General features: G+C 55.2%; 23 protein-coding genes. 18 read left to right on the top strand and 5 right to left on the bottom strand.

Features of this window, described 5'->3' with window-relative positions; genetic code table 11:
- Nucleotides 1-2: 2 nt before the first annotated feature.
- Nucleotides 3-248 carry a hypothetical protein gene (locus DPRO_RS16585; protein ID WP_097013068.1) on the top strand — a complete coding sequence of 82 codons (246 nt, stop codon included), beginning with the start codon at nt 3-5 and terminating at the stop codon, nt 246-248.
- A 65-nt stretch (nt 249-313) separates the two neighbouring features.
- On the opposite strand, the gene DPRO_RS16590 is transcribed toward DPRO_RS16585, so the two are convergent.
- The gene (locus tag DPRO_RS16590) at nt 314-547 is read right to left on the bottom strand and encodes a hypothetical protein (RefSeq protein ID WP_097013069.1); all 234 of its coding nucleotides are present in this window, start codon (nt 545-547) and stop codon (nt 314-316) included.
- Between the two features lie 149 nt (nt 548-696).
- The gene (locus DPRO_RS16595) at nt 697-2,778 is read right to left on the bottom strand and encodes a molybdopterin-containing oxidoreductase family protein (protein ID WP_097013070.1); all 2,082 of its coding nucleotides are present in this window, start codon (nt 2,776-2,778) and stop codon (nt 697-699) included.
- A gap of 274 nt (nt 2,779-3,052) precedes the next feature.
- On the opposite strand from DPRO_RS16595, the gene DPRO_RS16605 reads away from it, so the two are divergent.
- From DPRO_RS16605 to DPRO_RS16615, 3 genes are all read left to right on the top strand, one after another.
- On the top strand, nt 3,053-3,502 hold the full coding sequence (locus tag DPRO_RS16605) for a 4Fe-4S dicluster domain-containing protein (protein WP_097013072.1): 450 nt from the start codon (nt 3,053-3,055) through the stop codon (nt 3,500-3,502).
- Between the two features lie 76 nt (nt 3,503-3,578).
- Entirely contained in the window at nt 3,579-4,706 is a 1,128-nt protein-coding gene (locus DPRO_RS16610) for a sulfite exporter TauE/SafE family protein (protein ID WP_097013073.1), read from the top strand.
- Between the two features lie 74 nt (nt 4,707-4,780).
- On the top strand, nt 4,781-5,374 hold the full coding sequence (locus DPRO_RS16615; RefSeq protein ID WP_097013074.1) for a hypothetical protein: 594 nt from the start codon (nt 4,781-4,783) through the stop codon (nt 5,372-5,374).
- A 218-nt stretch (nt 5,375-5,592) separates the two neighbouring features.
- Here DPRO_RS16615 and DPRO_RS16620 read toward each other — a convergent pair whose 3' ends face one another.
- The gene (locus DPRO_RS16620) at nt 5,593-6,114 is read right to left on the bottom strand and encodes a PH domain-containing protein (protein ID WP_097013075.1); all 522 of its coding nucleotides are present in this window, start codon (nt 6,112-6,114) and stop codon (nt 5,593-5,595) included.
- A gap of 105 nt (nt 6,115-6,219) precedes the next feature.
- On the opposite strand from DPRO_RS16620, the gene DPRO_RS16625 reads away from it, so the two are divergent.
- The 11 genes from DPRO_RS16625 to DPRO_RS16675 all read left to right on the top strand — a co-directional run bounded on the left by DPRO_RS16625 (nt 6,220) and on the right by DPRO_RS16675 (nt 19,331).
- On the top strand, nt 6,220-7,215 hold the full coding sequence (locus DPRO_RS16625; protein ID WP_232005632.1) for a phosphate/phosphite/phosphonate ABC transporter substrate-binding protein: 996 nt from the start codon (nt 6,220-6,222) through the stop codon (nt 7,213-7,215).
- Nucleotides 7,216-7,223: 8 nt separating this feature from the next.
- Entirely contained in the window at nt 7,224-9,338 is a 2,115-nt protein-coding gene (locus DPRO_RS16630) for an ATP-binding protein (RefSeq protein ID WP_173806860.1), read from the top strand.
- A 9-nt stretch (nt 9,339-9,347) separates the two neighbouring features.
- Nucleotides 9,348-9,707, top strand: a complete 360-nt coding sequence (locus DPRO_RS16635; protein ID WP_097013078.1) for a response regulator — start codon at nt 9,348-9,350, stop codon at nt 9,705-9,707.
- Between the two features lie 3 nt (nt 9,708-9,710).
- Nucleotides 9,711-12,173 carry a PEP/pyruvate-binding domain-containing protein gene (locus tag DPRO_RS16640; RefSeq protein WP_097013079.1) on the top strand — a complete coding sequence of 821 codons (2,463 nt, stop codon included), beginning with the start codon at nt 9,711-9,713 and terminating at the stop codon, nt 12,171-12,173.
- On the top strand, nt 12,151-13,236 hold the full coding sequence (locus tag DPRO_RS16645; protein WP_097013080.1) for a protein-tyrosine phosphatase family protein: 1,086 nt from the start codon (nt 12,151-12,153) through the stop codon (nt 13,234-13,236). The genes DPRO_RS16640 and DPRO_RS16645 overlap by 23 nt, the downstream gene beginning before the upstream one ends.
- Before the next feature lie 299 nt (nt 13,237-13,535).
- Nucleotides 13,536-13,955 carry a D-ribose pyranase gene (gene rbsD / locus DPRO_RS16650; RefSeq protein WP_097013081.1) on the top strand — a complete coding sequence of 140 codons (420 nt, stop codon included), beginning with the start codon at nt 13,536-13,538 and terminating at the stop codon, nt 13,953-13,955.
- Nucleotides 13,956-13,965: 10 nt separating this feature from the next.
- The gene (gene rbsA, locus DPRO_RS16655) at nt 13,966-15,471 is read left to right on the top strand and encodes a ribose ABC transporter ATP-binding protein RbsA (RefSeq protein ID WP_097013082.1); all 1,506 of its coding nucleotides are present in this window, start codon (nt 13,966-13,968) and stop codon (nt 15,469-15,471) included.
- Nucleotides 15,468-16,439, top strand: a complete 972-nt coding sequence (gene rbsC / locus DPRO_RS16660; RefSeq protein ID WP_097013083.1) for a ribose ABC transporter permease — start codon at nt 15,468-15,470, stop codon at nt 16,437-16,439. Before rbsA ends, rbsC begins: the two co-directional genes overlap by 4 nt.
- 21 nt (nt 16,440-16,460) lie before the next feature.
- A complete protein-coding gene (gene rbsB / locus DPRO_RS16665) occupies nt 16,461-17,336 on the top strand; it encodes a ribose ABC transporter substrate-binding protein RbsB (protein ID WP_097013084.1) in 876 nt (291 codons plus the stop codon).
- Between the two features lie 64 nt (nt 17,337-17,400).
- Nucleotides 17,401-18,324 (top strand): ribokinase, encoded by a 924-nt coding sequence (rbsK, locus tag DPRO_RS16670; protein WP_097013085.1) that lies wholly within the window; start codon nt 17,401-17,403, stop codon nt 18,322-18,324.
- A gap of 5 nt (nt 18,325-18,329) precedes the next feature.
- Nucleotides 18,330-19,331 (top strand): substrate-binding domain-containing protein, encoded by a 1,002-nt coding sequence (locus DPRO_RS16675; RefSeq protein WP_097013086.1) that lies wholly within the window; start codon nt 18,330-18,332, stop codon nt 19,329-19,331.
- A gap of 5 nt (nt 19,332-19,336) precedes the next feature.
- On the opposite strand, the gene DPRO_RS16680 is transcribed toward DPRO_RS16675, so the two are convergent.
- Complete coding sequence (locus DPRO_RS16680; protein WP_097013087.1) at nt 19,337-19,648, bottom strand: MGMT family protein; 312 nt, start codon at nt 19,646-19,648, stop codon at nt 19,337-19,339.
- Nucleotides 19,649-19,818: 170 nt separating this feature from the next.
- On the opposite strand from DPRO_RS16680, the gene DPRO_RS16685 reads away from it, so the two are divergent.
- Entirely contained in the window at nt 19,819-20,130 is a 312-nt protein-coding gene (locus DPRO_RS16685) for a TIGR03905 family TSCPD domain-containing protein (RefSeq protein ID WP_097013088.1), read from the top strand.
- Nucleotides 20,131-20,260: 130 nt separating this feature from the next.
- Here the strand turns inward: DPRO_RS16685 and DPRO_RS16690 are convergent, their stop codons facing one another.
- A complete protein-coding gene (locus DPRO_RS16690; protein ID WP_097013089.1) occupies nt 20,261-20,665 on the bottom strand; it encodes a response regulator in 405 nt (134 codons plus the stop codon).
- Between the two features lie 524 nt (nt 20,666-21,189).
- Between DPRO_RS16690 and DPRO_RS16695 the strand changes: the two genes are divergently transcribed.
- Complete coding sequence (locus DPRO_RS16695) at nt 21,190-22,899, top strand: sensor histidine kinase (protein ID WP_097013090.1); 1,710 nt, start codon at nt 21,190-21,192, stop codon at nt 22,897-22,899.
- Nucleotides 22,892-23,323, top strand: coding sequence for a response regulator (locus DPRO_RS16700; RefSeq protein ID WP_097013091.1), 432 nt, complete (start codon nt 22,892-22,894; stop codon nt 23,321-23,323). Before DPRO_RS16695 ends, DPRO_RS16700 begins: the two co-directional genes overlap by 8 nt.
- Nucleotides 23,324-23,339 lie beyond the last annotated feature (16 nt).

The following is a 23,339-nucleotide window of genomic DNA, read 5'->3' on the forward strand; positions in this document are numbered from 1 at the left end:
CGATGAAAAAGGAAACACTGGAAAAAGTTTTCGAGTATGCATCCAAGCCGGTGCAGGGGACCATGTCCCGCAAACTGCGAAAGGATGTCAAAATTCAGGTCAATGAAGGCGAAGTGTACGAAGGTGCAACCCTGTTTCTGGGTGAAGAGTTCGTCCGGGTGACATGTGCCAAGGACGGAGCAGCCTTGAATACCTATTACGATTGGGAGCGCATTGCATCGGTCCGTACCATTGGTCCGGTCGAGTAAGTCCGTTGTAAATATGAAATGAGAAGCGGCCCGTCCTCATATGAGGACGGGCCGTACTTTTCAGGTCAGTAGTGACGCCAGGCACCGGGGGCCTCGCGGTAGTATTGATCCATGTATTCGCTCACACCGATGCGGATTTCATCGCCGGTGTCGGTCCGAGTGACGTTGCGCTCGGGATCGAGGCCGACATCAAGGGCGATATCTTCCAGATGCTTCTGTACCGCATCTGCCTTGGTGCGCACTTCTTCGTGCTTTTCAAAGGTATCCTTGTCAAACCGGGCAGCAGTGATGAAGGTCATGTGTCCTCCTTTTTCTTCATTCCGTTTCAAAGGATATACGTAAAATATAAGTCGTTTGCGGGCAGATGCAAGTACTAGCAAAAAGAGAGAGGCCCGCATCCTGGTAGTGCGGGCCTCTCTCAATGGGGGTTGGTAAGGAGTAGGATGCTCTATGCTTTGGAAACGGTGACGAAATGCTCCTGCATGGAGATGGCGCCGCCGCCCTTGTCATACTTGCGGATACCCTTGGGCATCAGTTCATTGTCTGCGGCTCCCTTGCCTATGGCGCGGGATTCGCACGGCAGGGTGTGACCGAAACCGTGGATCATGAAGACGCACTCGGGGTGGATGAAGTCGGTGACAAAGGCGCGGATCTTGGCCGAGTAACCGTTGTTGCCGACGCTGACGTATTCGTCGTTCTCAATGCCGAGGGCCTTGGCTCGATCGGTGTGAATCCAGAGCGTGTTCTCGGGCATGCGCTCGAACAGGAGCTTGTTATTGACCGTGTGGCCCTGTGTATGCAGGGCACAACGGCCAAAGGTGATGCGGAACTTGTCTTCCGGGGGGCGTTCGGGAGACTCGTAGGGCTTCAGCGAGGGAAGCCCGTCTTCTTCAAGCTTGGCATCGATAATCTGGATCTTTCCGGACGGTGTCTTGAAAGAGTTCTCGGTTACGGGCTTGTAGATGGGGGCGGAAGCGAGGCCGACTGCGCCGGTTTCTGCAAAGTCCTCGATAGTATATCCGGTGCCTTCCAACTGGAATTTCCAGATATCTTCGATGTTTTCATATACCAGATCATCCAGTCCGAACCGTTTGGCGAGGCCGGAATAAATCTCCCAGATCGCCTTGGTGTCGTAGAGAGGCTCGATGGCGCGCTTGCGCATGACAAAGGAAGGCTTGGGACCGTTCTTGGTCATGATGGTGTCGTCGCGCTCAAGGAACGGCGAGATGGGCAGAACCACGTCCGAGTACCACGCGGTGTCGGACCAGGAGAAGGTCACGGCAACGAGCAGGTCCAGATTGTCCCACATGGCCTTGACGTCTTTCATGTCCGGGAAAGCCATGAGAGGGTCGTGGCGCTGGGCAATGTACGCCTTGATCGGGTAGGGCTTGCCTTCGACGATGGCGTCGTAGGCGAGGTTCACCAGTCCGGGACCGGCATCGTAGTGCTTGCGGCCTTCCATCCAGCCGATGCCGTCGGCACGTTTGCCTTCGGGCTTCGGATAGAGATTCATGAACGATTGCAGTCCCTTTGCTCCGGCATCGCCCGGCTTGCCCATGAACGGCAGGCCACCCTTTGCGCCGATGGCGCCGAGCAGGGCATTGATCAGGTAGATAGTGCGGGACATGTAGAAAGAATCGGAGTAGCGGGCGGTCATCCAGCCGGGATGCCAGATAACGCTCGGGGCGGCTTCGGCCAGTTGACGGCAGAAGTCGCGGATGGAATCGGCGGCAATGCCGGTTTCCTCTTCCGCCCATTCCGGGGGGTACTGCTGGACAAAGACCTTGAGCGCGTCGAAACCGTCGAACCAGTTGGCGACATATTCCTTGTCGTAGAGCTCTTCATTAATAAGGACATGAAGGACTGCGAGGTTGAACGCGTAGTCTGTGCCGGGGCGGATGAGGAAGAAGTTGTCGGCCTTGGTTGCCGGAACGTTGGCGCGGATGTCGATGACGGTCAGCTTGGCGCCGTTTTCCATGCCCGAGAGCACGTTGTTCACTTCGGCCACGTTGATAGCTTCCATGACGTTGCGCTGCTGAAGGACAATGTGTTTACAGTTCTTGAAATCGTAGGAGACACCCTTGCGTCCGAATCCGAATACGGAAAGGGCGGAGTTCTGGACGTTACGGGCGCAGGCAGAGTCGTGGTTGTTGTAGTTGGCGGTGCCTATGCCACGCAGGAACGCGCGATAGAAATCACGGAAGGGGCCGCCGCGGTCGGAGAAGAGGATGGCATCCTTGCCATATTCTTCCTGAACGGCTTTCAGCTTGTCGGCAACGTAATCAAGGGCTTCGTCCCAGGAGACCTTGCGCCATTTGCCTTCGCCTCGTTCGCCTGCACGAATCATGGGGTACTGCGGGCGCTCTTCATCATAGGTGAGAGCTGTTCCGGCAGCGCCACGAGGACACAGTGAGCCGTTCAGGGATTTACCGCCCTGAATATACTCGGCTTTCCCGTCTACTACTTCGACCTGAATGGGGCAGCGCACGGAGCACATGCCGCAGATGCTGTTCACATATTCCTTACTCATCGACTCCTCCTCGGAAAATCACGGATGAAATGTACGACACTTTTTTCGTAGGATGGACGCTAGCAATGTGCGTCAAGCCCTCGCAACTATATCCCAGTATGTGAAATCCATCACATGGATTGGTATTATTTTTTTCAATTTCTCATTGATTTTCTGAAAAAGTTTGAGAAATTCATCACAAGCCAGAGTCCCGTTGACCCGCCCCGCATTTTTCATCACACCGTGAATTAACGTAAGAACTGCGCGCAATAAATCGCTACAGAGGTGAAAAAACATGGCCACGTACAAAATCAAGTTTGACAAGAAACGGTGTATCGCCTGTGACGCCTGTCTCGTTCACTGCAAAGTGAAGAACAAGGTGCCAGCAGGAATCAGCCTGAACCGGCTTACCGCCGAAGGGCCCATTGCCGACAAGGACGGCAAGCCCACGGCCAAGCTCAAGTACCAGACCTGCCTGCACTGCAAGAAGCCCTTGTGTGTCCCGGCATGTCCCAATGAAGCCCTCTATAAAAGGGAAGATGGGCTGGTTTTGATCCACATGGACAAGTGTGACGGTTGTCAATCCTGTATTGAAGCGTGTCCGTGGGATGTTCCTGTCTACAATGAAGCGACAGGTAAGATCATGAAGTGTGATTTTTGCGTGGACCGCGTGGATGCCGGGGGTATCCCGGCCTGCGTGACTGGCTGCACAGCCAATGCCCTTGAGTTCGTGCGGTCGGAATAATGTGGTATTTACCGAGCGGCTGGGTGGCTGCTCGGTGCTCTTTTGGGGTTAACATTTCAAGAAATGAGGAGGAAACGTGTTACGTTCCAAAAAAACTCTCCTGATGCTGGCTCTGGTGGCCGCGGTCTGCTTCACTGCAGAGCCCGCCTTCGCCGATCGTCTGGCCGAAGCCATCGCCGAAGCCAAACCGCAAGGTGAGCCCGGTTACCTCGGTATCCCCGGCGCTCCGCAACTCAACGTCATCATCGGTCTCGTGTGGGCGATCTGGGTAGGCTGGATCTTCTCCACCGTCGGCGCATTCGGTGGTATCATGGCCGGTGTTGGTCACATCACCATTTACGGCCTCGGTGACTACGCCAAGTCTTTCAAAAAAGACATGAAGCTGAACAAGGTCGTCACCGACTCCATCCGCGTGTCCAACCAGTGGCTCGTTGGTTGTTCCGCAGCACTGTCCTCCTTCAACTACTACAAAGCCGGTCGCCTCGTGCTGCCTCTGGGTATCGCTCTGGCCATCGGTGCCGTTTCCGGTTCCTGGCTGGTACCCTGGTTGACCGCTGGTAAGATCTCCCTGAAGGCATACCTCGGTTACTTCGGTCTCTTCGTTCTCTTCCTCGGTTGCTACCTCTTCTACGAAACCACCCCCAAGGGCCAGGCCAACAAGAAGGCCGCCAAGAAAGCTGCTGAAGCTTTCCAGAAGTCCGTTAAGGAACAGCAGTCCGGTGGCCAGGTCGACATGAGCGAAATGGGCGTTAAGGTTCAGAAGTTCACCCCGACCGCTTGTGAGTTCACCTTCTTCGGTGTTGAATTCTCCTTCAACCCGGTTATCCCGGTTATCGGTGGTTTCTTCATCGCAGCTCTGGCTTCCTTCCTCGGTGTTGGCGGCGGCTTCCTGCTGGTGCCGTTCCTGACTTCCGTTGCCGGTCTGCCCATGTACCTCGTTGCCGGTACCTCCGCCATGGCCGTTCTGATCGGTATGGTCAACTCCATCGCTTCCTACATGCTGCTCAAGCAGACTCCGGTTGCATGGGGCCTGATCGGTGCCGAGCTTATCGGTATCGTCATCGGTTCCGTCATCGGTCCCAAGACCTCCAAGTTCATCCCCGAGAAGGTTCTGAAGTACATCTTCATCTTCCTCGCCTTCTACGTTGGTATCCGCTACACCACCAAGGGCTTCCTGGGTTACTCCCTGGTACCCCCCTTCTAAGTCGCGAATCCACACCATGAACATATGGGGCCGCCCGCAGTGGGCGGCCCTTCACAAACAGAACAGGAAAGACAATGACCGGCCAAATGATTTACGAATTTCTCGATCCCTGGATGATATGGGCATTCCGCATGACGGAGAATCCCTACATCGGATTCGCCATAGGCATCTTCTGGATCTGTCTTCTTGCCACGGTCATCGGCGAGCTGTGCATGGCGGGCATCTACTTCCTTAATGCCAAGCACTTTGCGAAAATCAGCAAGGATATGGTTGGCCACCATAACCTCTCCGTCCAGGCGCTCGGCGCCAAGAACAAGGAAGCATGGAAGGCGTGCAACTCCATCGCCAACGATGCGTTCGGTAAAAATTTCTTCTCGCACATCGCATTATTCGCATCTTCGCTGTGGGTCGTTCCATTCGGTATCGGATGGTTGTTCTACCGCTTCGGTGATGTGGAATTCATTGTTCCCCTGATCGGCCAGGTCGGCCCGTCCTTTATCTTCATCCCGGCGTATATTTTTACCCGTTGGATGTTCGGCAAGGCCAAGCCGTGGCTGCCTCTCTTCCGCATGATCCGACAGAAGATCAAGGAGAATGAGGGAGAAGAGGAAATGATGATGTTCTCTGACATCATGAAAAAGAAGGAACCGGTTCCTGACAACTCCTAACTGGTGTTGAACAGTTTGAAAGGCCGCCTCCGGGCGGCTTTGTTCTTTGAAACACTGTGTCGTGACGCTTTCGGGGGACGAGGGAGAGGCGAGCTTTGAGCTTCTGCACAGGGTGCAGGCTCATTGGAACAAGATGGAATCAGCGTTGCTGGATTCAGAATGCAAAAAAGCCGTCTTACTAAGACGGCTTTTCTTTCTTATCCAAGAGCGTGGGCTTATCAGGCCATCTGGCTCATGCCCGCGTTGACCGACTCGCTGAATCCTTCCATGTCGGAAGGGCCGAGCAGGTAGAAGCGTTCTTCGGTCTGGATGCAGATGACATCGGCGCGGTTGGCTACGATCACTGCTTCCTGGTTGTTCTTGATCTCGATGATCCCGGAACGGTAACCGGCGAAGTGCATGAATTTTTTGGTTTTGACCGCGTGGAAGTCCTCATCGGTTACCAGATTGACCGGCATGGTCTTGGTGACCGAGGCCCAGGGGATCACGGCACTGGCAAAAGGCGGAGCCGAGAGCAGGATGCCTTCATCGGCTACGGTGATGGTCGCGCGCTTGGGCGTGATGTATAACATGTACCAGTAGAAAGCGGACAATGGTCCGGCTACGGCAATGAGACAGATGGCGGTCCAGGTGAGCCCGGAATTGAAGCTCCAGGTCACAGTGGCGGCCACAGCCGCGACGCACAAAAGAAAGAACGTCAGGACTGTTTTATTCATGGGGACCTTGTATGATTTCGCCACGGGGAATCTCCTTGTGGAAGCTGTTGTTTGGTGGGCTATACATACGGTGTATGGCTGCTGTTGCCAAGTCATATAACCTCTTGGACAGCGTCTGGAAATATTGTAGTGTTTAAAGCATATATGATCAATCATGGAAAAATAAAACAACAGCGGGAAAAGCGCTCCGACCTCTGGCTCAAACATGGAGTCCGGGCGTTCGTTGTATTGGTGTGTCTCATCATAATCGGTGTGGTCGGCGGATGCGGCGAAGATGACCCCGTGGTACACGTGGATTTGACCAAACGGCAGAAGGTTCTTGCCCCGCGTCGACAGGAAGCGATCACCTACGCCTATTTACCGCAGTACTCGCACACGATTTCCTATCAACGGCACAGGGCGCTCCTTCAGTACCTGCGGGAAACCACCAACCTGCCGTTACGACAAATATTTCCTGACACCTTTGATGAACATATCGCCATGGTCGAACGTGGCGAAATCGATATCTCGTTTTCCAACCCGTTTGTTTACATCCAGCTTGCCAAAGCTGGAGCCACCGCCTTTGCGCGTATCATCGAACCCGGTGGGGAGCCGTATTTTCAGGGACAAATCATCTGCCGCACTGACAACCCGACCATTCAGACCATTTCCGATTGTGCCGGTAAACGGTGGATAGCCGTTGATCCCGGGTCTACAGGCGGCTACCTGTTCCCCCTTGGACTCTTCTTTGACAATGGCATTATGGTTAAGGATTTCAGGGAAGTGGACTTCGCACCCGGACCGGGTGGCAAGCAGGAGAAAGTCATTCTGGCCGTTCACGCCGGGGCCTATGACATCGGCACGATCCGCAAAGGGGCTTTGGACGTTATTTCGGGGAAAATCGACCCGTCCACCATTCGGGTTCTTGCCGAGACAAAGCAATACCCGGGCTGGGTCTACGCGGCCAGAAAAGGACTTGATCCTGATGTGGTCACTCGTATTGCAGCAGCCATGTTCGCGTTGGAAAATTCCCGCGAGGACCATGCAAGCATTCTGCGAAACGCAGGAATGCGTGGCATTATTCCGGCCAAAGACATTGATTACGAATCGGTTCGTCAACTGGCCAATAAGTTGGGGCTGGAATAATGATGACCATGCGATTCCTCAATAAACTCAAGTTCCGCACCAAGCTGAATCTGGGAATTTACGGGCTCTTGATCATCATGGCGTTGCTGTTGTTGCCGCTGGTCGGCAGCACAACGACCAAAACACTGGTCGAAGAGAGTAAGAAGCGAGGATCATCCCTTGCCGAATCCATGGCCGCCCGTGCCGTTGACCCCTTGCTGGCAAAGGACTTTCTCCGACTGAAGAACATGGTCGACGAGCAGATTGCCGTGGGTGATGTGGTGTACGTTTTTGTGCAGGACAAGCTCGGCAACGTACTCACGCATACGTTTCATCGGGGATTCCCAACCGATCTGATCCGGGCCAATACGGTCAGGGATGAGAACAAGGTTCATATCCAATTGTTGGCTGACGGGGTGGAGCGTATCTACGATTTCGCTTCGCCGGTGAAGATCGACGACAACCGGTTGGGTACCGTCCGAATCGGTCTTTCCAAAACCCGCATCGACGCCACGGTTAATCGTCAGTTGACCACCATGGCCATGCTTGTTGCGGGCGTGCTTTTTGTCGCCACCATCCTCGGGTCCATTTTCGCTCAACAGGTGGCGAGCCGTCTGGCTGCCTTGCGCCTGCACGCCGAAGCCATGTTGATGGGTAACCTCGATTCCCATTCCGGCCCGCTGGACGGGGTGCATTGCTGGGAAAAACAGGACTGCGGGTTGAAGCAATGTCCTGCCTATGGGGAGCGGCAACGGCGGTGCTGGTATATCGCCGGAACCATGTGCCCGGACTGCGATGATGAAGACGTCCGCCGCGGCGTGCAGGATTCCTGTCAGAAGTGCCGTGTCTACCGTGAAGGGTCGGGCGATGAGTTGCAGGACCTTGCCGAGACCTTTGATGTCATGGCTTTGTCGCTGAAAACACATATCGAGGAGCTTCGCGGTGCGGAGCGGAATCTGCGTGATCAGCAGCGGCTCATCCGAACCATTCTGGATGTTACCCCGGATCGCGTGTCGCTGGTCGATACCACCATGCGCTATCAGGGCGCCAACCGGAGCTTTGCCGAATTTGTCGGGCGGGAACTGCACGAAATCATTGGTAAGACCGACTTTGATTTGTTCCCTGAACATGTGGCCGAAGAGCGCCATTTCGCCTCCCGTGATATTCTGGAATCCGGCGAGCGACTCGACACCCAGATCATGATCAAGAACGACGAAGGGGAGCGTTGGTTCCATGTTGTCTGCATTCCTGTCTACGATGAAGACGGCAGCATCTCCGGCTTGTTGCGGACCGACCGCGATATCACGGATATCAAGGGATACGAACGTCAGTTACTTCAGGCTCAGAAAATGGAATCCCTTGGATTGATGGTCGGTGGCGTGGCTCATGAGATCAACACGCCTCTTGGGATCATCCTTGGATATTCCCAGTTGTTGCAGGAAGATGTGGAAGACGGAAGCCAAATCCATCAGGACCTCAAGATTATCGAAAAGCAGACGCAGGTCTGCAAGAAGATCGTTTCCGATCTGCTGGGTTTCTCCCGACAGACCCATTCCACCAAGCGGGAAATGTGCTTCAACAACTCGGTCATGGAAGCGGTTCAACTGGTTCGCCACACCTTCCAGCTTGACCGTGTGAAGATCGTGACCGAGCTCGATGATCGGTTCCCCATCATTTACGGTGACCCTGAAAAGCTCAAGCAGGTATGGATCAATCTGCTCAATAACAGCCGGGACGCCATGAATGGCCGCGGTGGCACCATTGTTATCCGAACCCTTCTGGACACGCCTGGAGGCATTGTCACCCTGTGGCTGGCCGACAATGGCGAAGGAATTTCATCGGATCGACTCAAGATGATCTTCGATCCCTTCTATTCCACGAAGCCAGTGGGTGTTGGGACAGGCTTGGGGTTGTCCGTATCCTTTGGTATAATTGAAGACCATGACGGTCATATAAATGCAGAGAGTCCTGTGCCGAAAAATTTTGTTTTCCCTGAAAACAGTCAGGAAAATCAGGGGCCGGGGACCGTCTTTGAAGTCCGGCTGCCCCTGGACCACAGTGAAGATATCCCTACCAATGGTTCGGTTAAGGAACAGGAAGAAACATTTGATACGCCCCCGGCAGACGGGGCGGATATCCCATAAGGAGGAGGCATGGCCAATATAATCGTAGTAGACGATATCTCCGATGCAGGCATGCTGGTAAAACGTATTCTTGAACGAAAAGGCCACTCTGTTTCGGCGTTCACGGAAGAGGAGGACGCCCTCAAGCACGCCGCTTCAAAGCCGGTGGATCTGGCCATTCTCGACATCAAGCTGAAAAAGATGACAGGCGTGGAAGTACTGGAAGAACTGAAAAAGAACAGCCCGGACATCAAGGCCATCATGCTCACAGGCTACCCCACGCTGGAGACCGCCCGCGAGTCCTTGCGTCTGGGAGCGCAGGAGTATTGCGTCAAGCCCATTAACAAGGAAGAACTCGAAGCCAAGGTCGCTGAGGTTCTCGGAGATTAACGCATGCAGTTAACGCAGCTTTTCAAGCACTGGTCTTATCAGGTTTTCGCACCCGGCACCTTGTTGCGTCGAAAGTACGAGGCATTCAAGTCGCTGCTCAAGCACGACGCCATCGCCCTTGAGCTTATCGCCGATCTTGAAGAGCTGTTTTATGGGGAGGTGCTGGCGGATCGACAACGGGCTAACCATCTTGCTGCCAAGCTCTCCGAGGCCGTGAGTATCATGGCCGGACAGTTGGTGGAGATGAATCCCACCGCGTACATGGATTTGCAGGAGTACTTCCGCAAGATCGATTTCTATGTCCGAATGTCGCTGGAGCTTGAACAGCCTGAAGTCGGGCCGCCATATATCCTTTCTTTGGAAGATGCGGGGGCGTTCCCGCAACTGGCCGGAGGCAAGGCTTCCAACCTCGGTCGTGCTTCAAAGGTGGAAGGCATGCCCGTACCCAAAGGGTTTGTGGTGACAGCCAATGCGTACAATTATTTCATCGATTACAACGGATTGAATGACGGTATCGAGGAGTGCCTGCGACAGATGGTCGTGGGCGACCGCGACCTGTTGGCCCGACTGACACTGGAGGTGCAGGAGATGATCCTGGCCGGAGAGGTACCCGAAGAGATCGCCCGTGGCATCCGCTTCGGTGTCTCCGAAATCATTTCCGGCGATGACCTGATCGCGGTTCGATCCAGTGCGTTGGCCGAAGATGGCGAGATTTCCTTTGCCGGTCAGTATGCCAGTGAACTCAACGTGCCCCCCAACGATGTCCTTGAAGCGTACAAGCGTGTTCTGGCGGGCAAGTATTGCCCCCGCGCCATTGCGTATCGAATTTCCAACGGCTTGACTGATCGCGACACGGCCATGGCAACACTGGTGCTGCCCATGGTCGATGCGGAGAATGCCGGTGTGGTTTACTCCAAGGACCCGGATTGTCGCGGTGGCAACACCATTGGCGTGTATGGTGTGCGTGGCCTTGGCGAGCATCTGGTGGACGGGTCGGTTTCTCCCGGCAAGGCGAACCTGAGCCGCGGTGAGAATCCGGCGCTTTCCCCGGAGTGCACCCCGGATACCAACGGCCTGCCCGGAGAAGAAACGCTGGTTCGTCTTGGTCGTCTGGCCATGCGTCTGGAAGAGGAGTTCGGCAAACCGCAGGATATCGAGTGGGCCGAGGATGTCACCGGCGAGCTGTATATTTTGCAGACCAGGCCACTTCAGGCTGAACGAGAAGAGGCTGAGACCACCTATGAGCCGCTGGAAGTCAAGCCCATGCAGGATGGTCTTGAACGAGCCTCCACCGGCGTAGGTTGCGGTGAAGTCTACTTTGCTCCCACCGGTGAATCCATTGCCCGGATACCCGAGGGAGCCGTTGTCGTCACCCCGTCCCTGAAACCCTCTTTACTGACATTCATTTCCAAAATGAGCGCGGTGATCTCGACCACCGGCAGTCGGGCAAGCCACTTTGCATCAGTGGCCCGCGAGACCGGTGTGCCGGTTCTGGTCGGCCAACTGGATCAGGAGCTTGAAGCCGGACAGGTGGTGACTGTCGATGGAACCGGCGGTGCCATCTACGATGGCTGTGTCGAGGCGATTCTGACCCGTGCCCGGGGCGAGAAATTCATTCCACAGCGGGTCATCAAGCAATACGAGAAGGTCGTTCCCTATACGGTCAAACTCAATCTCACTGATCCCGAGGGTGATAATTTCAATCCCGAGGGGTGCCGCTCGCTGCATGATGTCGTGCGTTTTTGCCACGAGAAGGCTGTGGGCGAGATGTTCTCCATCGTCGATAAGCGTGGGCGTGGCATGTACGCAGCCAAACGGCTCAAGACCGATCTGCCGCTGGTCATGTACCTGCTCGATCTGGGCAAGGGGCTGTTCGACGGGTGTGAAAAGAACAAGCTGGTTTCGCCGCAGGATATCAAAAGTCGTCCCATGTGGGCGCTCTGGTACGGTTTGGCGGATTCGCGGGTCAAGTGGCCCGAGAAGCTGACCCACATGGACTGGGAGACCTTTGACAAGATGGCAGGCGGCATCTTCAGCTTTGATTCCAAGCTGCTGGCAAGCTACGGGCTGATCTCCGAGGACTACCTCCACCTGATGATCCGGTTCGGCTACCACTTCTCGGTGGTTGATACCATCTGCGGGCCGGATGCCGGTCGTAACTATATCAATTTCCGTTTCAAGGGTGGCGGGGCCGGTTTTGATCAGCGCCTGCTGCGTTTGCAGTTCATCCGCAAGGTTCTGGATGAGTATGGCTTTGAAACTGGTACACGGGGCGACATGATCGATGCGAAGGTCGCCAGAATAGACGAGAACACCACACGCAGACTGTTGGCCCGACTTGGTTACCTGATGGCTGTGACGCGACTCATGGACATGAGCATGCAGAACGAGGAACAGGTGGATCAGGAAGTGCAACGGTTCATGGACGCAGCGGAGCACAAAGATGTTCGGTTGGAAAAAGACTAAAAAGAGTACGCCCTACCAGGTGACCTGGGTGACCGAGCAGCTTGGCGTTGGGCATGCCCCAATGAGCCATCCGCAGCTCGATGCCATCCGGGCTGAAGGGGTGGATGCCATCCTCAATCTCTGCGGTGAGTTTTGTGATCTGCATGAGATTGAAGAGGATGCCGGTTTTGAAGTCCACTATCTCCCCTTGGAGGATGAAGAAGCGCCCGGACTCATCGAGCTGGAGAAAGCCCTCGAATGGCTGGACGAAGCCATTTATCTGGGAAAGAAAGTGCTCATCCACTGTCGGCACGGCATCGGTCGGACCGGCACCGTGCTCAATGCCTACCTGCTGCGTCGCGGATTGGGCCACAAACTTGCAGGCAAGGCCCTGAAAAAACTGAAAAGCAAACCGGCCAACTTCGTGCAGTGGCGCACAGTGCGAAAGTACGGCAAGAAATCCGGCATGCTCAGTGTTCGTGAGCCTTCGCTGGAGTTCAAGCGGCTGGTGGACCTTGCCCCGTTTTTCAATGATTATTGCGAACTGGTGGAACGACTGGAGGAACAGGTCGGTTCCAAGCGTCAGGGGTTGGCCTGCGGATTGGACAACGCCTCCTGCTGTACCACGCCGGTCCGTTTGACACTGGTCGAGGCTGTCCACATCAGTCATCGCATCAATACCGAACTCTCCTGCAAAAACAGACTGGCCCTGATCGAGCGGGCCGTGGAAACGGCGCAGGCTGAACGCCGTACGGCCTCGGCCATGCAGACCAATGCCGAAGGGGACGAGTTCTGTCTGTCCGAAGCCGGGGCCGTTTGTCCGCTGCTGGAAGAAGGGCAGTGTTTGCTCTTTGACCATCGCCCCCTCCAGTGCCGCGCCTTTGCGCAGGACCATTCTCAGGATGGGGACCTGTGGGAGCGGTTGCTCACGCCTGCTCTGTCCAAGATTTCTGCCGAAATATGGTTTGCCTACACCGGCTCCATGGCCGATGACATGCCGGTCTTCCCCCTGCCTGATGTGGTTTCCGGAAAATTCATGGAAACCATTTTCAAAATGATGATGCAGCAGGGCCTGGATTCCTGACCCTGCCGTTGTTTCGTTCAGACGGAGCACAGTCCTTTTCATCCTACATACCAGCTCTCTTTCCTTCTGTTCCATCAGTGACGGATATTCTTCCGTATGATGCCTGTCTTTTGTTGATATAAACTTACAACATGTGCCAAGGTAATAGGCAAATCTCTGTCGGTTGTTCTGAGAACAAATGATGGCGGTTTTCAGCATGATATGACCGTGCATCGAAACGTTTGCGCAAACGTTTCGATGTATGCTAGACGGGAAAAAGTTGATCACGTAACGGGCGCCATGCGTCAGGGAGCGACTCCATGAAAAAAGCGAAGCTTATCAACTCGGGCATATCCTACATTGTTTCCACCATGGGCCATGGTGACGGGATCACTGTTTGCGATGCGGGTCTGCCGATTCCAGGCTCGACACAGCGAATTGATCTGGCAGTGACTCGTGGCATCCCCTCGTTCATGGAAACGGTCAAGGCCATTGCTTCGGAGCTGGAAATCGAAGGCGTTGAAATGGCCGAGGAGTTCAAGGAGAAAAGCCCTGAACTGCATCGGGAGCTGCTTGTCTTTCTGGAAACGATCGCTGACGAACGAGGCAAGCCAGTGTTGATTTCCTATATCCCCCATGAAGAATTCAAGGCCAACACCGAGAAATCCCTGGCCGTTGTGCGCACCGGCGAGTGCACGCCTTTTGCCAATGTGACCCTCAAGTCCGGCGTTGTCTTTTAGGAGACCTGTCATGGAGGAACTGCTCAGGCTTGACGGCATTGAAAAGTCCTTTCCGGGCGTCAAGGCGCTTGATCGCGTCAATCTTCGGGTCGAGGCTGGGCGCGTCATGGCACTTGTCGGGGAGAATGGCGCGGGGAAATCGACCCTCATGAAAGTGCTGACCGGCATCTACCAACGTGACGCCGGAACCATCACCTACCTCGGTAAGGAACGACAGTTCGCTGGCCCTCGTGATTCCCAGCAGGCTGGTATCTCCATCATCCATCAGGAGCTGAATCTGCTCCCGGAACTCTCCATAGCGGAAAACATCTTCCTTGGTCGCGAACCATCAGGATTCGCGGGCCGTATCCATTGGAAAGCAATGTACAAGCAGGCGGATGCGCTTCTGGCTCGGCTCGGTGTTTCCCGCTCATCACGCACACGCCTGGGCGATCTGTCCATCGGTGAGCAGCAGATGGTGGAAATCGCCAAGGCGCTCTCTTTCGAGAGTCGGGTCATCATCATGGATGAACCCACCGACACCCTGACCGATACCGAAACCGAGGCGCTGCATGGCGTTATCAGGGAGTTGCGGGATTCGGGACGTGGCATCGTGTACATTTCGCATCGGCTCAAGGAAATATTTGAAATCTGCGACGACGTAACCGTACTGCGTGACGGCAATTTCATCGGAGAAGCGCCGGTTGCCGATATGGATGAGGAAGCGTTGATCGAGATGATGGTCGGACGCCGACTGGAGGAGCAGTACCCGCGAGTCGAGGTCACTCCCGGCCGATTCAGCCTGGAGGTCACCGATCTGGTCGGGCCGCGTCTGGATTCGGTTTCCATGGCCGTGCGCGAAGGCGAGATTCTCGGTGTGTCCGGGCTGATGGGCGCTGGGCGGACCGAATTGATGAAGGCCGTGTTCGGCGCACATCCCATTGAATCCGGCTCGGTTTCCATGTTTGGCGAGCCGGTTCGCATCCGGTCGCCCAAGGATGCCCTTGAAGCCGGGATTGCCTACATCAGCGAAGATCGCAAGCGGGATGGTCTGATTCTCGGCATGTCGGTGCAAAAGAACATGACTTTGGCTGCACTGAAAATGTTCTCCACTCCCACCGGTCATCTTCGGGCGGCCATGGAGTGTGAAGCTGCATCCGGCTATGTGGCGGCGTTCAATATTCGTACTCCCTCCCTACGGCAGCAGGTCGGCAATCTTTCGGGCGGCAATCAGCAGAAGGTCGCCATTGCCAAGGGGCTTATGGATCGCCCGCGTGTGCTGATCCTAGATGAACCGACCCGCGGGGTGGATGTGGGGGCCAAAAAGGAAATCTATCAGCTCATCAATCGCTTCAAGAGCGAGGGCATGAGCATCATTCTCGTCTCTTCGGAAATGCCGGAAATTCTGGGCATGAGCGATCGCATAATCGTTATGCACGAAGGGCGTGTACGCGGTGAATTCACGGCCGGAGAGGCCGATCAGGAAACACTCATGGCCTGTGCTATCGGCAGGGCGCAGGAGGAGGCTCGGGCATGAGCGCAGACAAGGCAGATATGGGGAAGCAGCGTGTCTCCCTCAAGCAGCGGTTGATTCAGCAGAAAACCCTCATCGCCCTCGTGGTGATGATCATCGTGGTTTCCTTTCTCAACCCCAATTTCTTCACCACAGGCAATATCCTCAATATTTTGCGGCAGACGGCCATCAACGCCATCATGGCCGTGGGCATGACCATGGTCATCCTCACCGCCGGAATCGACCTCTCGGTCGGTTCGGTGCTGGCCCTGTGCGGCGCCATCGGAGCCAGTCTTATCGCGGCGGAGATGCCGGTTGTGGTGGCCGTGGGCGCGGCCCTTGGTGCCGGAGCCCTGCTTGGTGCCGCTTCGGGCGTGGTCATAGCAAAGGGCAAGGTGCAGGCGTTCATCGCCACCCTTGTCTCAATGACTTTGGTACGTGGCCTGACGCTCGTCTATACGGATGGTCGTCCCATCTCCACCGGCTTCACCGATGTGGCGGATGCGTTTTCGTTCATCGGCACAGGCTACGTGCTCGGTGTGCCGGTTCCCATCTGGATCATGGCAATCACCTTTGGCGGGGCGTGGTACCTGCTCAATCACACTCGCCTCGGGCGCTACATTTATGCCCTTGGTGGCAATGAGGAAGCGTCCAAACTTTCCGGTATCAATGTCGACTCGATCAAGATCACGGTCTACGCCATAGCCGGTTTTCTGTCCGCACTATCGGGCCTGATCGTCACCTCGCGCCTGTCTTCGGCCCAGCCAACGGCAGGGTATGGATACGAGCTGGATGCCATTGCCGCGGTCGTGCTTGGCGGCACGTCGCTCATGGGAGGCAAGGGAACCATCATGGGAACCCTGCTTGGCGCACTTATTATTGGATTTTTGAATAATGCACTGAATTTGCTTGATGTATCTTCCTATTATCAGATGATAGCGAAAGCGCTGGTCATTCTGTTAGCGGTCCTGGTGGATACGAAGAGCAAGTAGATACAACGCAAGGAGTATAGGATGAAAAAACTCATGACTCTCGCCATGGCATTGGTCCTGTCTCTGGCGCTGGGCGTATCCGCCCATGCCAAGGACACCATCGCACTGGTCGTATCCACCCTGAACAACCCCTTCTTCGTCACCCTCAAGGACGGTGCCGTACAGAAGGCGGAAGAGATGGGATACGACATCATCGTGCTGGATTCCCAAAACGACCCGTCCAAAGAGTTGGCCAACGTGGAAGACCTCACGGTGCGTGGCGTCAAGGCCATTCTCATCAACCCCACTGATTCGGATGCCGTTTCCAACGCCATTCGCCTGATCAATGGCGCGAACATCCCGGTTCTGACTCTGGATCGTGGCGCAACTCGCGGCAAGGTCGCTTCCCACATCGCTTCCGACAACGTTGCCGGTGGCAAGATGGCTGGTGACTTCATGGCGGAAAAGCTTGGCAAGAACGCCAAGGTCATCCAGCTTGAAGGTCTGGCCGGTACTTCCGCTGCCCGCGATCGCGGTGCCGGATTCGCCAAGGCTGTCGAGGCCAACGGCTTCAACGTGCTGGCTTCCCAGCCTGCCGACTTCGACCGCACCAAGGGCTTGAACGTCATGGAAAACCTGCTCGCCAATCACGGTGATGTGCAGGGCGTCTTCGCTCAGAACGACGAAATGGCTCTGGGTGCGCTTCGTGCATTGCAGGCAGCCGGTAAAGATGTCGTGGTTGTCGGTTTCGACGGCACCGATGACGGTGTTGCTGCTGTAAAACGTGGCGAAATGGCCGGTACCATTGCCCAGCAGCCCGCTCTGATCGGTGCCCTCGGCGTGGAAACCGCCGACAAGGTGCTCAAGGGCGAAAAGGTGAACGAGTACATTCCGGTTCCCCTGATGGTCGTAAAGTAACACGTGTATCAAGGACGCACCGGCGTGTTTCGGTGCGTCTTTTCCTCTTTCCCCGGAGAATCTCATGGCATCGAAGAAGCTCATTGTTCTTGGCAGCGTCAACGCTGACCATGTCCTGCAGGTGGACAGCTTTCCGCGCCCCGGCGAAACCGTGACTGGGCATGGATACAAGGTGCTTCCCGGTGGCAAGGGGGCCAATCAGGCCGTTGCCGCTGCCCGTTTGGGGGGCGAGGTGGGCTTTGTGGCATGCGTGGGCGATGATGATTTCGGTTCTCGCATGATCAAGGCGTTTAGGGATGACGGCATGGATACGCGGGCTGTGATGGCTGTCCCGGACATGCCCACAGGCGTTGCGCTCATTCAGGTGGCTGCCAATGGCGAAAATTCCATTGCCATTGCCGCCGAAGCCAATGCGTCCCTGACCGTTGAAGCACTGGAGCAGCACCTTGAGTACCTTGGGGGCGCAGGGATGCTGCTGATGCAGTTGGAATCGCCCATTGAGACCGTGGAACTGGCGGCCAGAACCGTTGCTTCGGCAGGGGGCAAGGTGGTGTTGAATCCGGCCCCGGCACAGCCTCTGTCTGATGACCTGCTGTTCAATCTGGCAATGATCACCCCCAATGAAACCGAAGCCGAAGTGCTGACGGGCGTCACTGTCTCAGACGAAGACTCGGCCCGACAAGCTGCTGATATTTTACATGGAAAGGGTATCGAAACCGTGATAATCACCCTCGGCGCACAGGGTGCGTATTGCAGCGGTCCTGACGGCGCACAGCTCATCACCGGTTTTTCGGTGAAGGCCACGGATACCACGGCTGCGGGGGATACCTTCAACGGTGGGCTGGTGGTTGCCTTGCAGGAAGGCAAGGCCATGGATGACGCCATCCGTTTTGCCCATGCAGCGGCAGCGATCTCCGTGACGCGCCTCGGTGCGCAGACCTCCATCCCGAACAGGGGTGAAGTCGAAGAATTTCTGACCAACAACTAGCGATCATGGCAACTATCAAGGACGTGGCAAAACTGGCAGGCGTGTCGACATCAACGGTGTCCCATGTGCTGAACAAAACCCGATTCGTGCGTGAGGAAACGTGCGACCGGGTGCTGCACGCCGTACGCGAGTTGAACTACCGTCCTTCATCCATCGCGAGGTCGCTCAAGGTGCAACGCACCAACACCCTCGGCATGCTGGTCACGGCCAGCCGAAATCCGTTCTTCGCCGAAATAGTCCACGAGGTGGAGCGGCGCTGTTACGAGCGGGGGTACACGTTGTTTCTTTCCAATACCGAAGGCGACATCCACCGCATGGAAACCAATCTGTCGGCGCTGGAAGAGAAACGCGTGGACGGGCTGCTGCTCCTGTGCAGCGAGGTCAATGACGACATCATCAGCCTGCTCGAAGCGGATCGCAGTGTGCCGATCATGGTCTTCGATTGGGGCCCGGAATCCGATAACGTGGATCGCATCTACGACAACTCACCGGCTGGAGGTGCTCTGGCCACCAGACATCTCATCGAGATGGGCCACACCCGCATCGGATGCGTGACCGGACCGCTCAAGCGGCGTTCGGCAAAGGAGCGACTGGGCGCGTTTCGTCAGGCCATGGAAGAGGCCGGGCTTGATGTTCGTGAGGAATGGATCGTCGAAGGCGATTATGATTGCTCGGGCGGTGTCAAAGCCATGGGAACGCTGGCGGCATTGCAGGAGCGGCCCGAAGCCGTGTTTGCCTGCAATGACATGATGGCTCTGGGGATGATCAGTCAGGCCGCCCGACTGGGAATCCGGGTTCCCGAGGATATGTCGCTGGTTGGCTATGACGATATCTACATCTCTCAATACACGGTTCCGGCGCTGACCACCGTGCATCAACCCAAAAGCCGTATTGCGGCCATGGCCGTTGATACGCTCATTGATCGACTCGACTCTAAGCGGACCAAAGGCGAGATCATCCGTATCGAACCACGACTGGTCGAGCGTGAATCGGTGCGTCGGGTGTAATTCGGCTATCCGCTCCATCCGAACAGTTTCATGTCGATCTGCCCCTCGGGGCTGACCTCGACTCCCTCCATTTCCAGTAGTTCCTTCTGCCGCGCAAAACCTTGATGTTGGGCCAGTGATATCCGGCCTTGCTTGTTGACCACCCGATGCCAGGGCAGCCCGTGTTTGCGTGACGAGGAGTGCAGGATGCGCACGACCTGCCGTGCGGCACGAGGACTGCCTGCCAAAGCAGCCACAGCGCCGTACGAGGTGACGCGACCTTTGGGAATCGAAAGGATTGTGTCGATGACCTTCTGGGTAAATGGAGCGATGGGCATCGTCGGAACCTATCACTTTTACTGATCATAGACCATAACCAGTCGGGCATGGAACAGAGTACTATTATCCTGCTTGCGAACTTTTACTATGCTCTATATGTTTGTCCGGCTTGTCGGAAGGGCGCATGCCCACTTTTGGATGAAGAGAACTCAAACCCGTTGGATTGAACATGGACAATTTGACCGAACTCACGCCTTTGGCCCCTATGGATGGTCCCATAGATGTAATACTTGATGCAGGCAGCACGTATAAAACGGAAAATGTCTGCGCAAAAATGATCCGGTTTTCAGTTGAGGAAGGCAAGGTTTCCAATCTGGATTTCGTCGGCGGTTGCGATGGTAACCTCAAAGCGATTTCCCGTCTGCTGGAAGGAATGGAAGTTGGGGAAGTGATTGCCAAGCTCAAAGGGATCACCTGCGGCAAAAAAGACACTTCCTGCACCGATCAGTTGTGTAACGCACTGAGCGAGTACGCCAAGTAGCTGCACTACATTATTGGCCGTAAGCCAATGAATGGCCCCGTCATCCAATGGATGACGGGGCTTTTTTGTGCCTGAAAAGGGCTCTCGCTTGGAACGGTAACGTATTCTCGGGCTGAGAATAGTAGCTTCACTATTTGGTCGGTTTTTTTGTCTGAGCCGATGCCGCCGCTTCTTCGATGAGTTTAGCCAGCACGTCAATCTCCACCGGCTTGAAGAGAAAATTGTACGCTCCGGCGGCAAGGGCCTTCAGTCCGTCGGACATCCGTCCGTTCCCGGTCAGTATGATGACCTGCACCTCACTGAATTGCTTTTTTATGACCTTCAGAACCTGCATCCCATTGATCCCGGGCATGAGCAGGTCCAATACAACAACATCTATCTGTCCGGTCTCAAGCATGGCAAAGGCGTCGGTTCCGTCTTCGGCGGTGGACACATCCATGCCACGCCTTGTCAGTCGTTTCGCCAGCGGCGTGCTGAATGCTGTTTCGTCATCGACAAGCAGAACCCGGATCGGTGCGGTGGAGTCTTTTTTCATGCTGTATTCTTGATCACTCTGTAAGAAGTTGTGTTCATGCACAGGTACGCCATTTTTTATGTTTCGTTGAGTTATATTTTTTTATCAATGATAACAAGAGTTAGTAAAAAATGGGTAAAAAAGTCTCGTTTTTTTGAGTGCTGGAATGTGGCGTACTTTTGCGCTTTTCTTAATAGTGGGGTAAATTGTACCACCTGTATCAAAAAAGGTGAATTACCTCACGGTATCAGGGTTATCATCAGAAATCACAGGTGTGGTACACTTTGTACCACTGGTACGAAATGTACCAAAAAAAGCGATTTTTTGGACCTTGGAAGGCACAAGCCGTTATTTTTTTGGATTGATCTCTCGATTGGATTTGTGAGTGGGTGTTTATGTAGTCATCTGATATTTAAGTATTTATCATGAAAAACGGTGCGGAAGGCTTATGATATTTTTTTCACGACCGTGGCACACGCCTTGCTCAAGTGCATCCAACTGGCGCAGTATCCTTCATTGGGAAGGTAGGCCGAAGAGAGGTTGTTATGCATCCTGAAAAGAAGTCATCCTACGATAAGCTTTCGCGCAATCTGGCGTTGACCGTGATTACGGTCTCCATTGCGCCGCTTATTCTTGTGGGTGGCCTCATCTTCGACCAGTTCCGCTCCATCTATAAGGAGAAGGTCTATTCGCACCTTGCCGAGGTCGTCGACAAGCACAAGGAGAACATCAACACCTTCCTTGAAGAAAAGCTTGGTGAAGTTCACTACCTCGAGCAGGCCTTTTCCTACGAGGAGTTAACTGATGACACCAAGCTTGACGAGATACTGCGCGGCATGCAGCAGCAGTATGGGCGTATCTTCGTTGACCTCGGAGTGATCAATGCCGAGGGCAGGCAGATTGCCTACGCCGGTCCCTTCAACCTGCAAGGCGCTGACTACTCCGGTGCAGACTGGTACCAGAATTCCCGCTCACACAAGGCCGGCATCAGTGATGTTTTCCTCGGTCTTCGCCAGTCCCCACACTTCATTATTACGGTAAACAATTTCCATAACGGCGAGCAGTGGACCCTCCGTGCCACCATCGATTTTCTCGCCTTCAGCCATCTTGTCGAAAATATCCGCATCGGTGAGACCGGTGCAGCATACATACTCAATGATGAAGGTGTATTCCAGACCCGCCCCCGTGAAAACTACGGCAAGGGCCTGGTACTGACTCCCCAACGCGTCATCAATCATCCGACCCCGGACAATGTTTCCATTACCAAGACCAACGGCAGTGATGGCGAGCTGTACATCAGCGTCACCGCACCGCTGAACGACGGTGCCTGGAAGCTGGTCTACCTGCAACGCGCTTCCGACGCCTTCTCGGCCATGACCCGGACCGAATACGTGACATTGATCATCTTCCTGCTGGGCGGCATCGGCATCGTGCTCATGGCGCTGCTTGTTGCCCGTAAGCTGGTGGTTCGCTGTCAGATCATCGATCGCGAGGCCGAGATGATGAACAAGCAGATGGTCGAGACCGGCAAGCTGGCAGCCATCGGTGAGTTGGCAGCAGGTATCGCTCACGAGATCAATAATCCCGTCGCCATCATGATCGAAGAGGCGGGGTGGGTTTCTGACCTTCTTGAAGACGAGTCCGGCGAAATCAAGTCGGCTGGCGAGATTGAGCGTGCGCTTCTGCAGGTGCAGACCCAGGGCCGCCGCTGCAAGGATATCACCCACAAATTGTTGAGCTTTGCCCGGCAGACCGATTCCCGCGTGACCGATGTTTCATTGCCGCCGCTCATTCGTGAGGTCGTGGATATCTCCATGCAGCCCGCGCGATACGCCCAGGTGGATTTCTCCCTGAACCTGGACGACGACATGCCGCAGGTGCGTGCATCGGTCACTGAGTTGCAGCAGGTATTTCTGAATCTGATCAATAATTCCATCCAGGCCATGGATGCGGAGGGCGGCACGCTTTCCGTGACGTGCAGCGAGCAGGATGGACAGGCGCAGGTGGTGATTGCTGATACCGGTCCCGGTATTCCGGCAGCCAACCTCAGCCGAATTTTCGAGCCTTTCTTTACCACCAAGCCGGTGGGCAAGGGGAGCGGCCTCGGCCTCTCCATCTGCTTCGGCATCATCCACCAGATGGGTGGAGAAATAGACGTAGACAGCACGGTGGGTGTCGGTACCCGGTTTACCATCCGACTGCCGCTCCTGCCGCATCCCATCCAGGAACCAACAAAGGAGTTACACCATGACTAATGCCACCGTTCTCATCGTGGACGACGAAATGGGATTTGTCGACACTATGGCCAAGCGTCTTGAAAAGCGCAACATGGTCGTATTCAAGGCCTTTGAGGGAGATGCAGCGCTCCAGCAGTTGGAACAGCATCCGGAAATTCAGGTGGTCGTCCTCGATATGAAGATGCCCAACAAGGATGGTCTGACCGTATTGCAGGAGATCAAGGAGTCGTATCCGCTGGTCGAGGTAATCATGCTCACCGGACACGCTACCGTACCCACTGCCGTCGAAGGCATTCAGCACGGTGCATACGATTACCTGATGAAGCCATGCAGCTTTGATGTGCTCAACGAGAAAATCCTCGAAGCCGTGTCCCTCAAGGAGGAACATGAAACCGAGGCAATTGAAGAGCGCATCGAAGGCATTACGCAACGTATGGCGTAACTTTAGGATTGCAAGC

It is taken from the genome of Pseudodesulfovibrio profundus (genome assembly GCF_900217235.1).
GTDB classification, from domain to species: domain Bacteria; phylum Desulfobacterota; class Desulfovibrionia; order Desulfovibrionales; family Desulfovibrionaceae; genus Pseudodesulfovibrio; species Pseudodesulfovibrio profundus.

Coding starts and splice junctions, on each gene's coding strand:
- DPRO_RS16585 (WP_097013068.1), top strand. CDS start 3: ATGAAAAAGGAAACACTGGAAAAAGTTTTCGAGTATGCATCCAAGCCG.
- DPRO_RS16590 (WP_097013069.1), bottom strand. CDS start 547: ATGACCTTCATCACTGCTGCCCGGTTTGACAAGGATACCTTTGAAAAG.
- DPRO_RS16595 (WP_097013070.1), bottom strand. CDS start 2,778: ATGAGTAAGGAATATGTGAACAGCATCTGCGGCATGTGCTCCGTGCGC.
- DPRO_RS16605 (WP_097013072.1), top strand. CDS start 3,053: ATGGCCACGTACAAAATCAAGTTTGACAAGAAACGGTGTATCGCCTGT.
- DPRO_RS16615 (WP_097013074.1), top strand. CDS start 4,781: ATGACCGGCCAAATGATTTACGAATTTCTCGATCCCTGGATGATATGG.
- DPRO_RS16630 (WP_173806860.1), top strand. CDS start 7,224: ATGCGATTCCTCAATAAACTCAAGTTCCGCACCAAGCTGAATCTGGGA.
- DPRO_RS16635 (WP_097013078.1), top strand. CDS start 9,348: ATGGCCAATATAATCGTAGTAGACGATATCTCCGATGCAGGCATGCTG.
- DPRO_RS16640 (WP_097013079.1), top strand. CDS start 9,711: ATGCAGTTAACGCAGCTTTTCAAGCACTGGTCTTATCAGGTTTTCGCA.
- DPRO_RS16645 (WP_097013080.1), top strand. CDS start 12,151: ATGTTCGGTTGGAAAAAGACTAAAAAGAGTACGCCCTACCAGGTGACC.
- rbsD (WP_097013081.1), top strand. CDS start 13,536: ATGAAAAAAGCGAAGCTTATCAACTCGGGCATATCCTACATTGTTTCC.
- rbsA (WP_097013082.1), top strand. CDS start 13,966: ATGGAGGAACTGCTCAGGCTTGACGGCATTGAAAAGTCCTTTCCGGGC.
- rbsC (WP_097013083.1), top strand. CDS start 15,468: ATGAGCGCAGACAAGGCAGATATGGGGAAGCAGCGTGTCTCCCTCAAG.
- rbsB (WP_097013084.1), top strand. CDS start 16,461: ATGAAAAAACTCATGACTCTCGCCATGGCATTGGTCCTGTCTCTGGCG.
- rbsK (WP_097013085.1), top strand. CDS start 17,401: ATGGCATCGAAGAAGCTCATTGTTCTTGGCAGCGTCAACGCTGACCAT.
- DPRO_RS16675 (WP_097013086.1), top strand. CDS start 18,330: ATGGCAACTATCAAGGACGTGGCAAAACTGGCAGGCGTGTCGACATCA.
- DPRO_RS16680 (WP_097013087.1), bottom strand. CDS start 19,648: ATGCCCATCGCTCCATTTACCCAGAAGGTCATCGACACAATCCTTTCG.
- DPRO_RS16685 (WP_097013088.1), top strand. CDS start 19,819: ATGGACAATTTGACCGAACTCACGCCTTTGGCCCCTATGGATGGTCCC.
- DPRO_RS16690 (WP_097013089.1), bottom strand. CDS start 20,665: ATGAAAAAAGACTCCACCGCACCGATCCGGGTTCTGCTTGTCGATGAC.
- DPRO_RS16695 (WP_097013090.1), top strand. CDS start 21,190: ATGCATCCTGAAAAGAAGTCATCCTACGATAAGCTTTCGCGCAATCTG.
- DPRO_RS16700 (WP_097013091.1), top strand. CDS start 22,892: ATGACTAATGCCACCGTTCTCATCGTGGACGACGAAATGGGATTTGTC.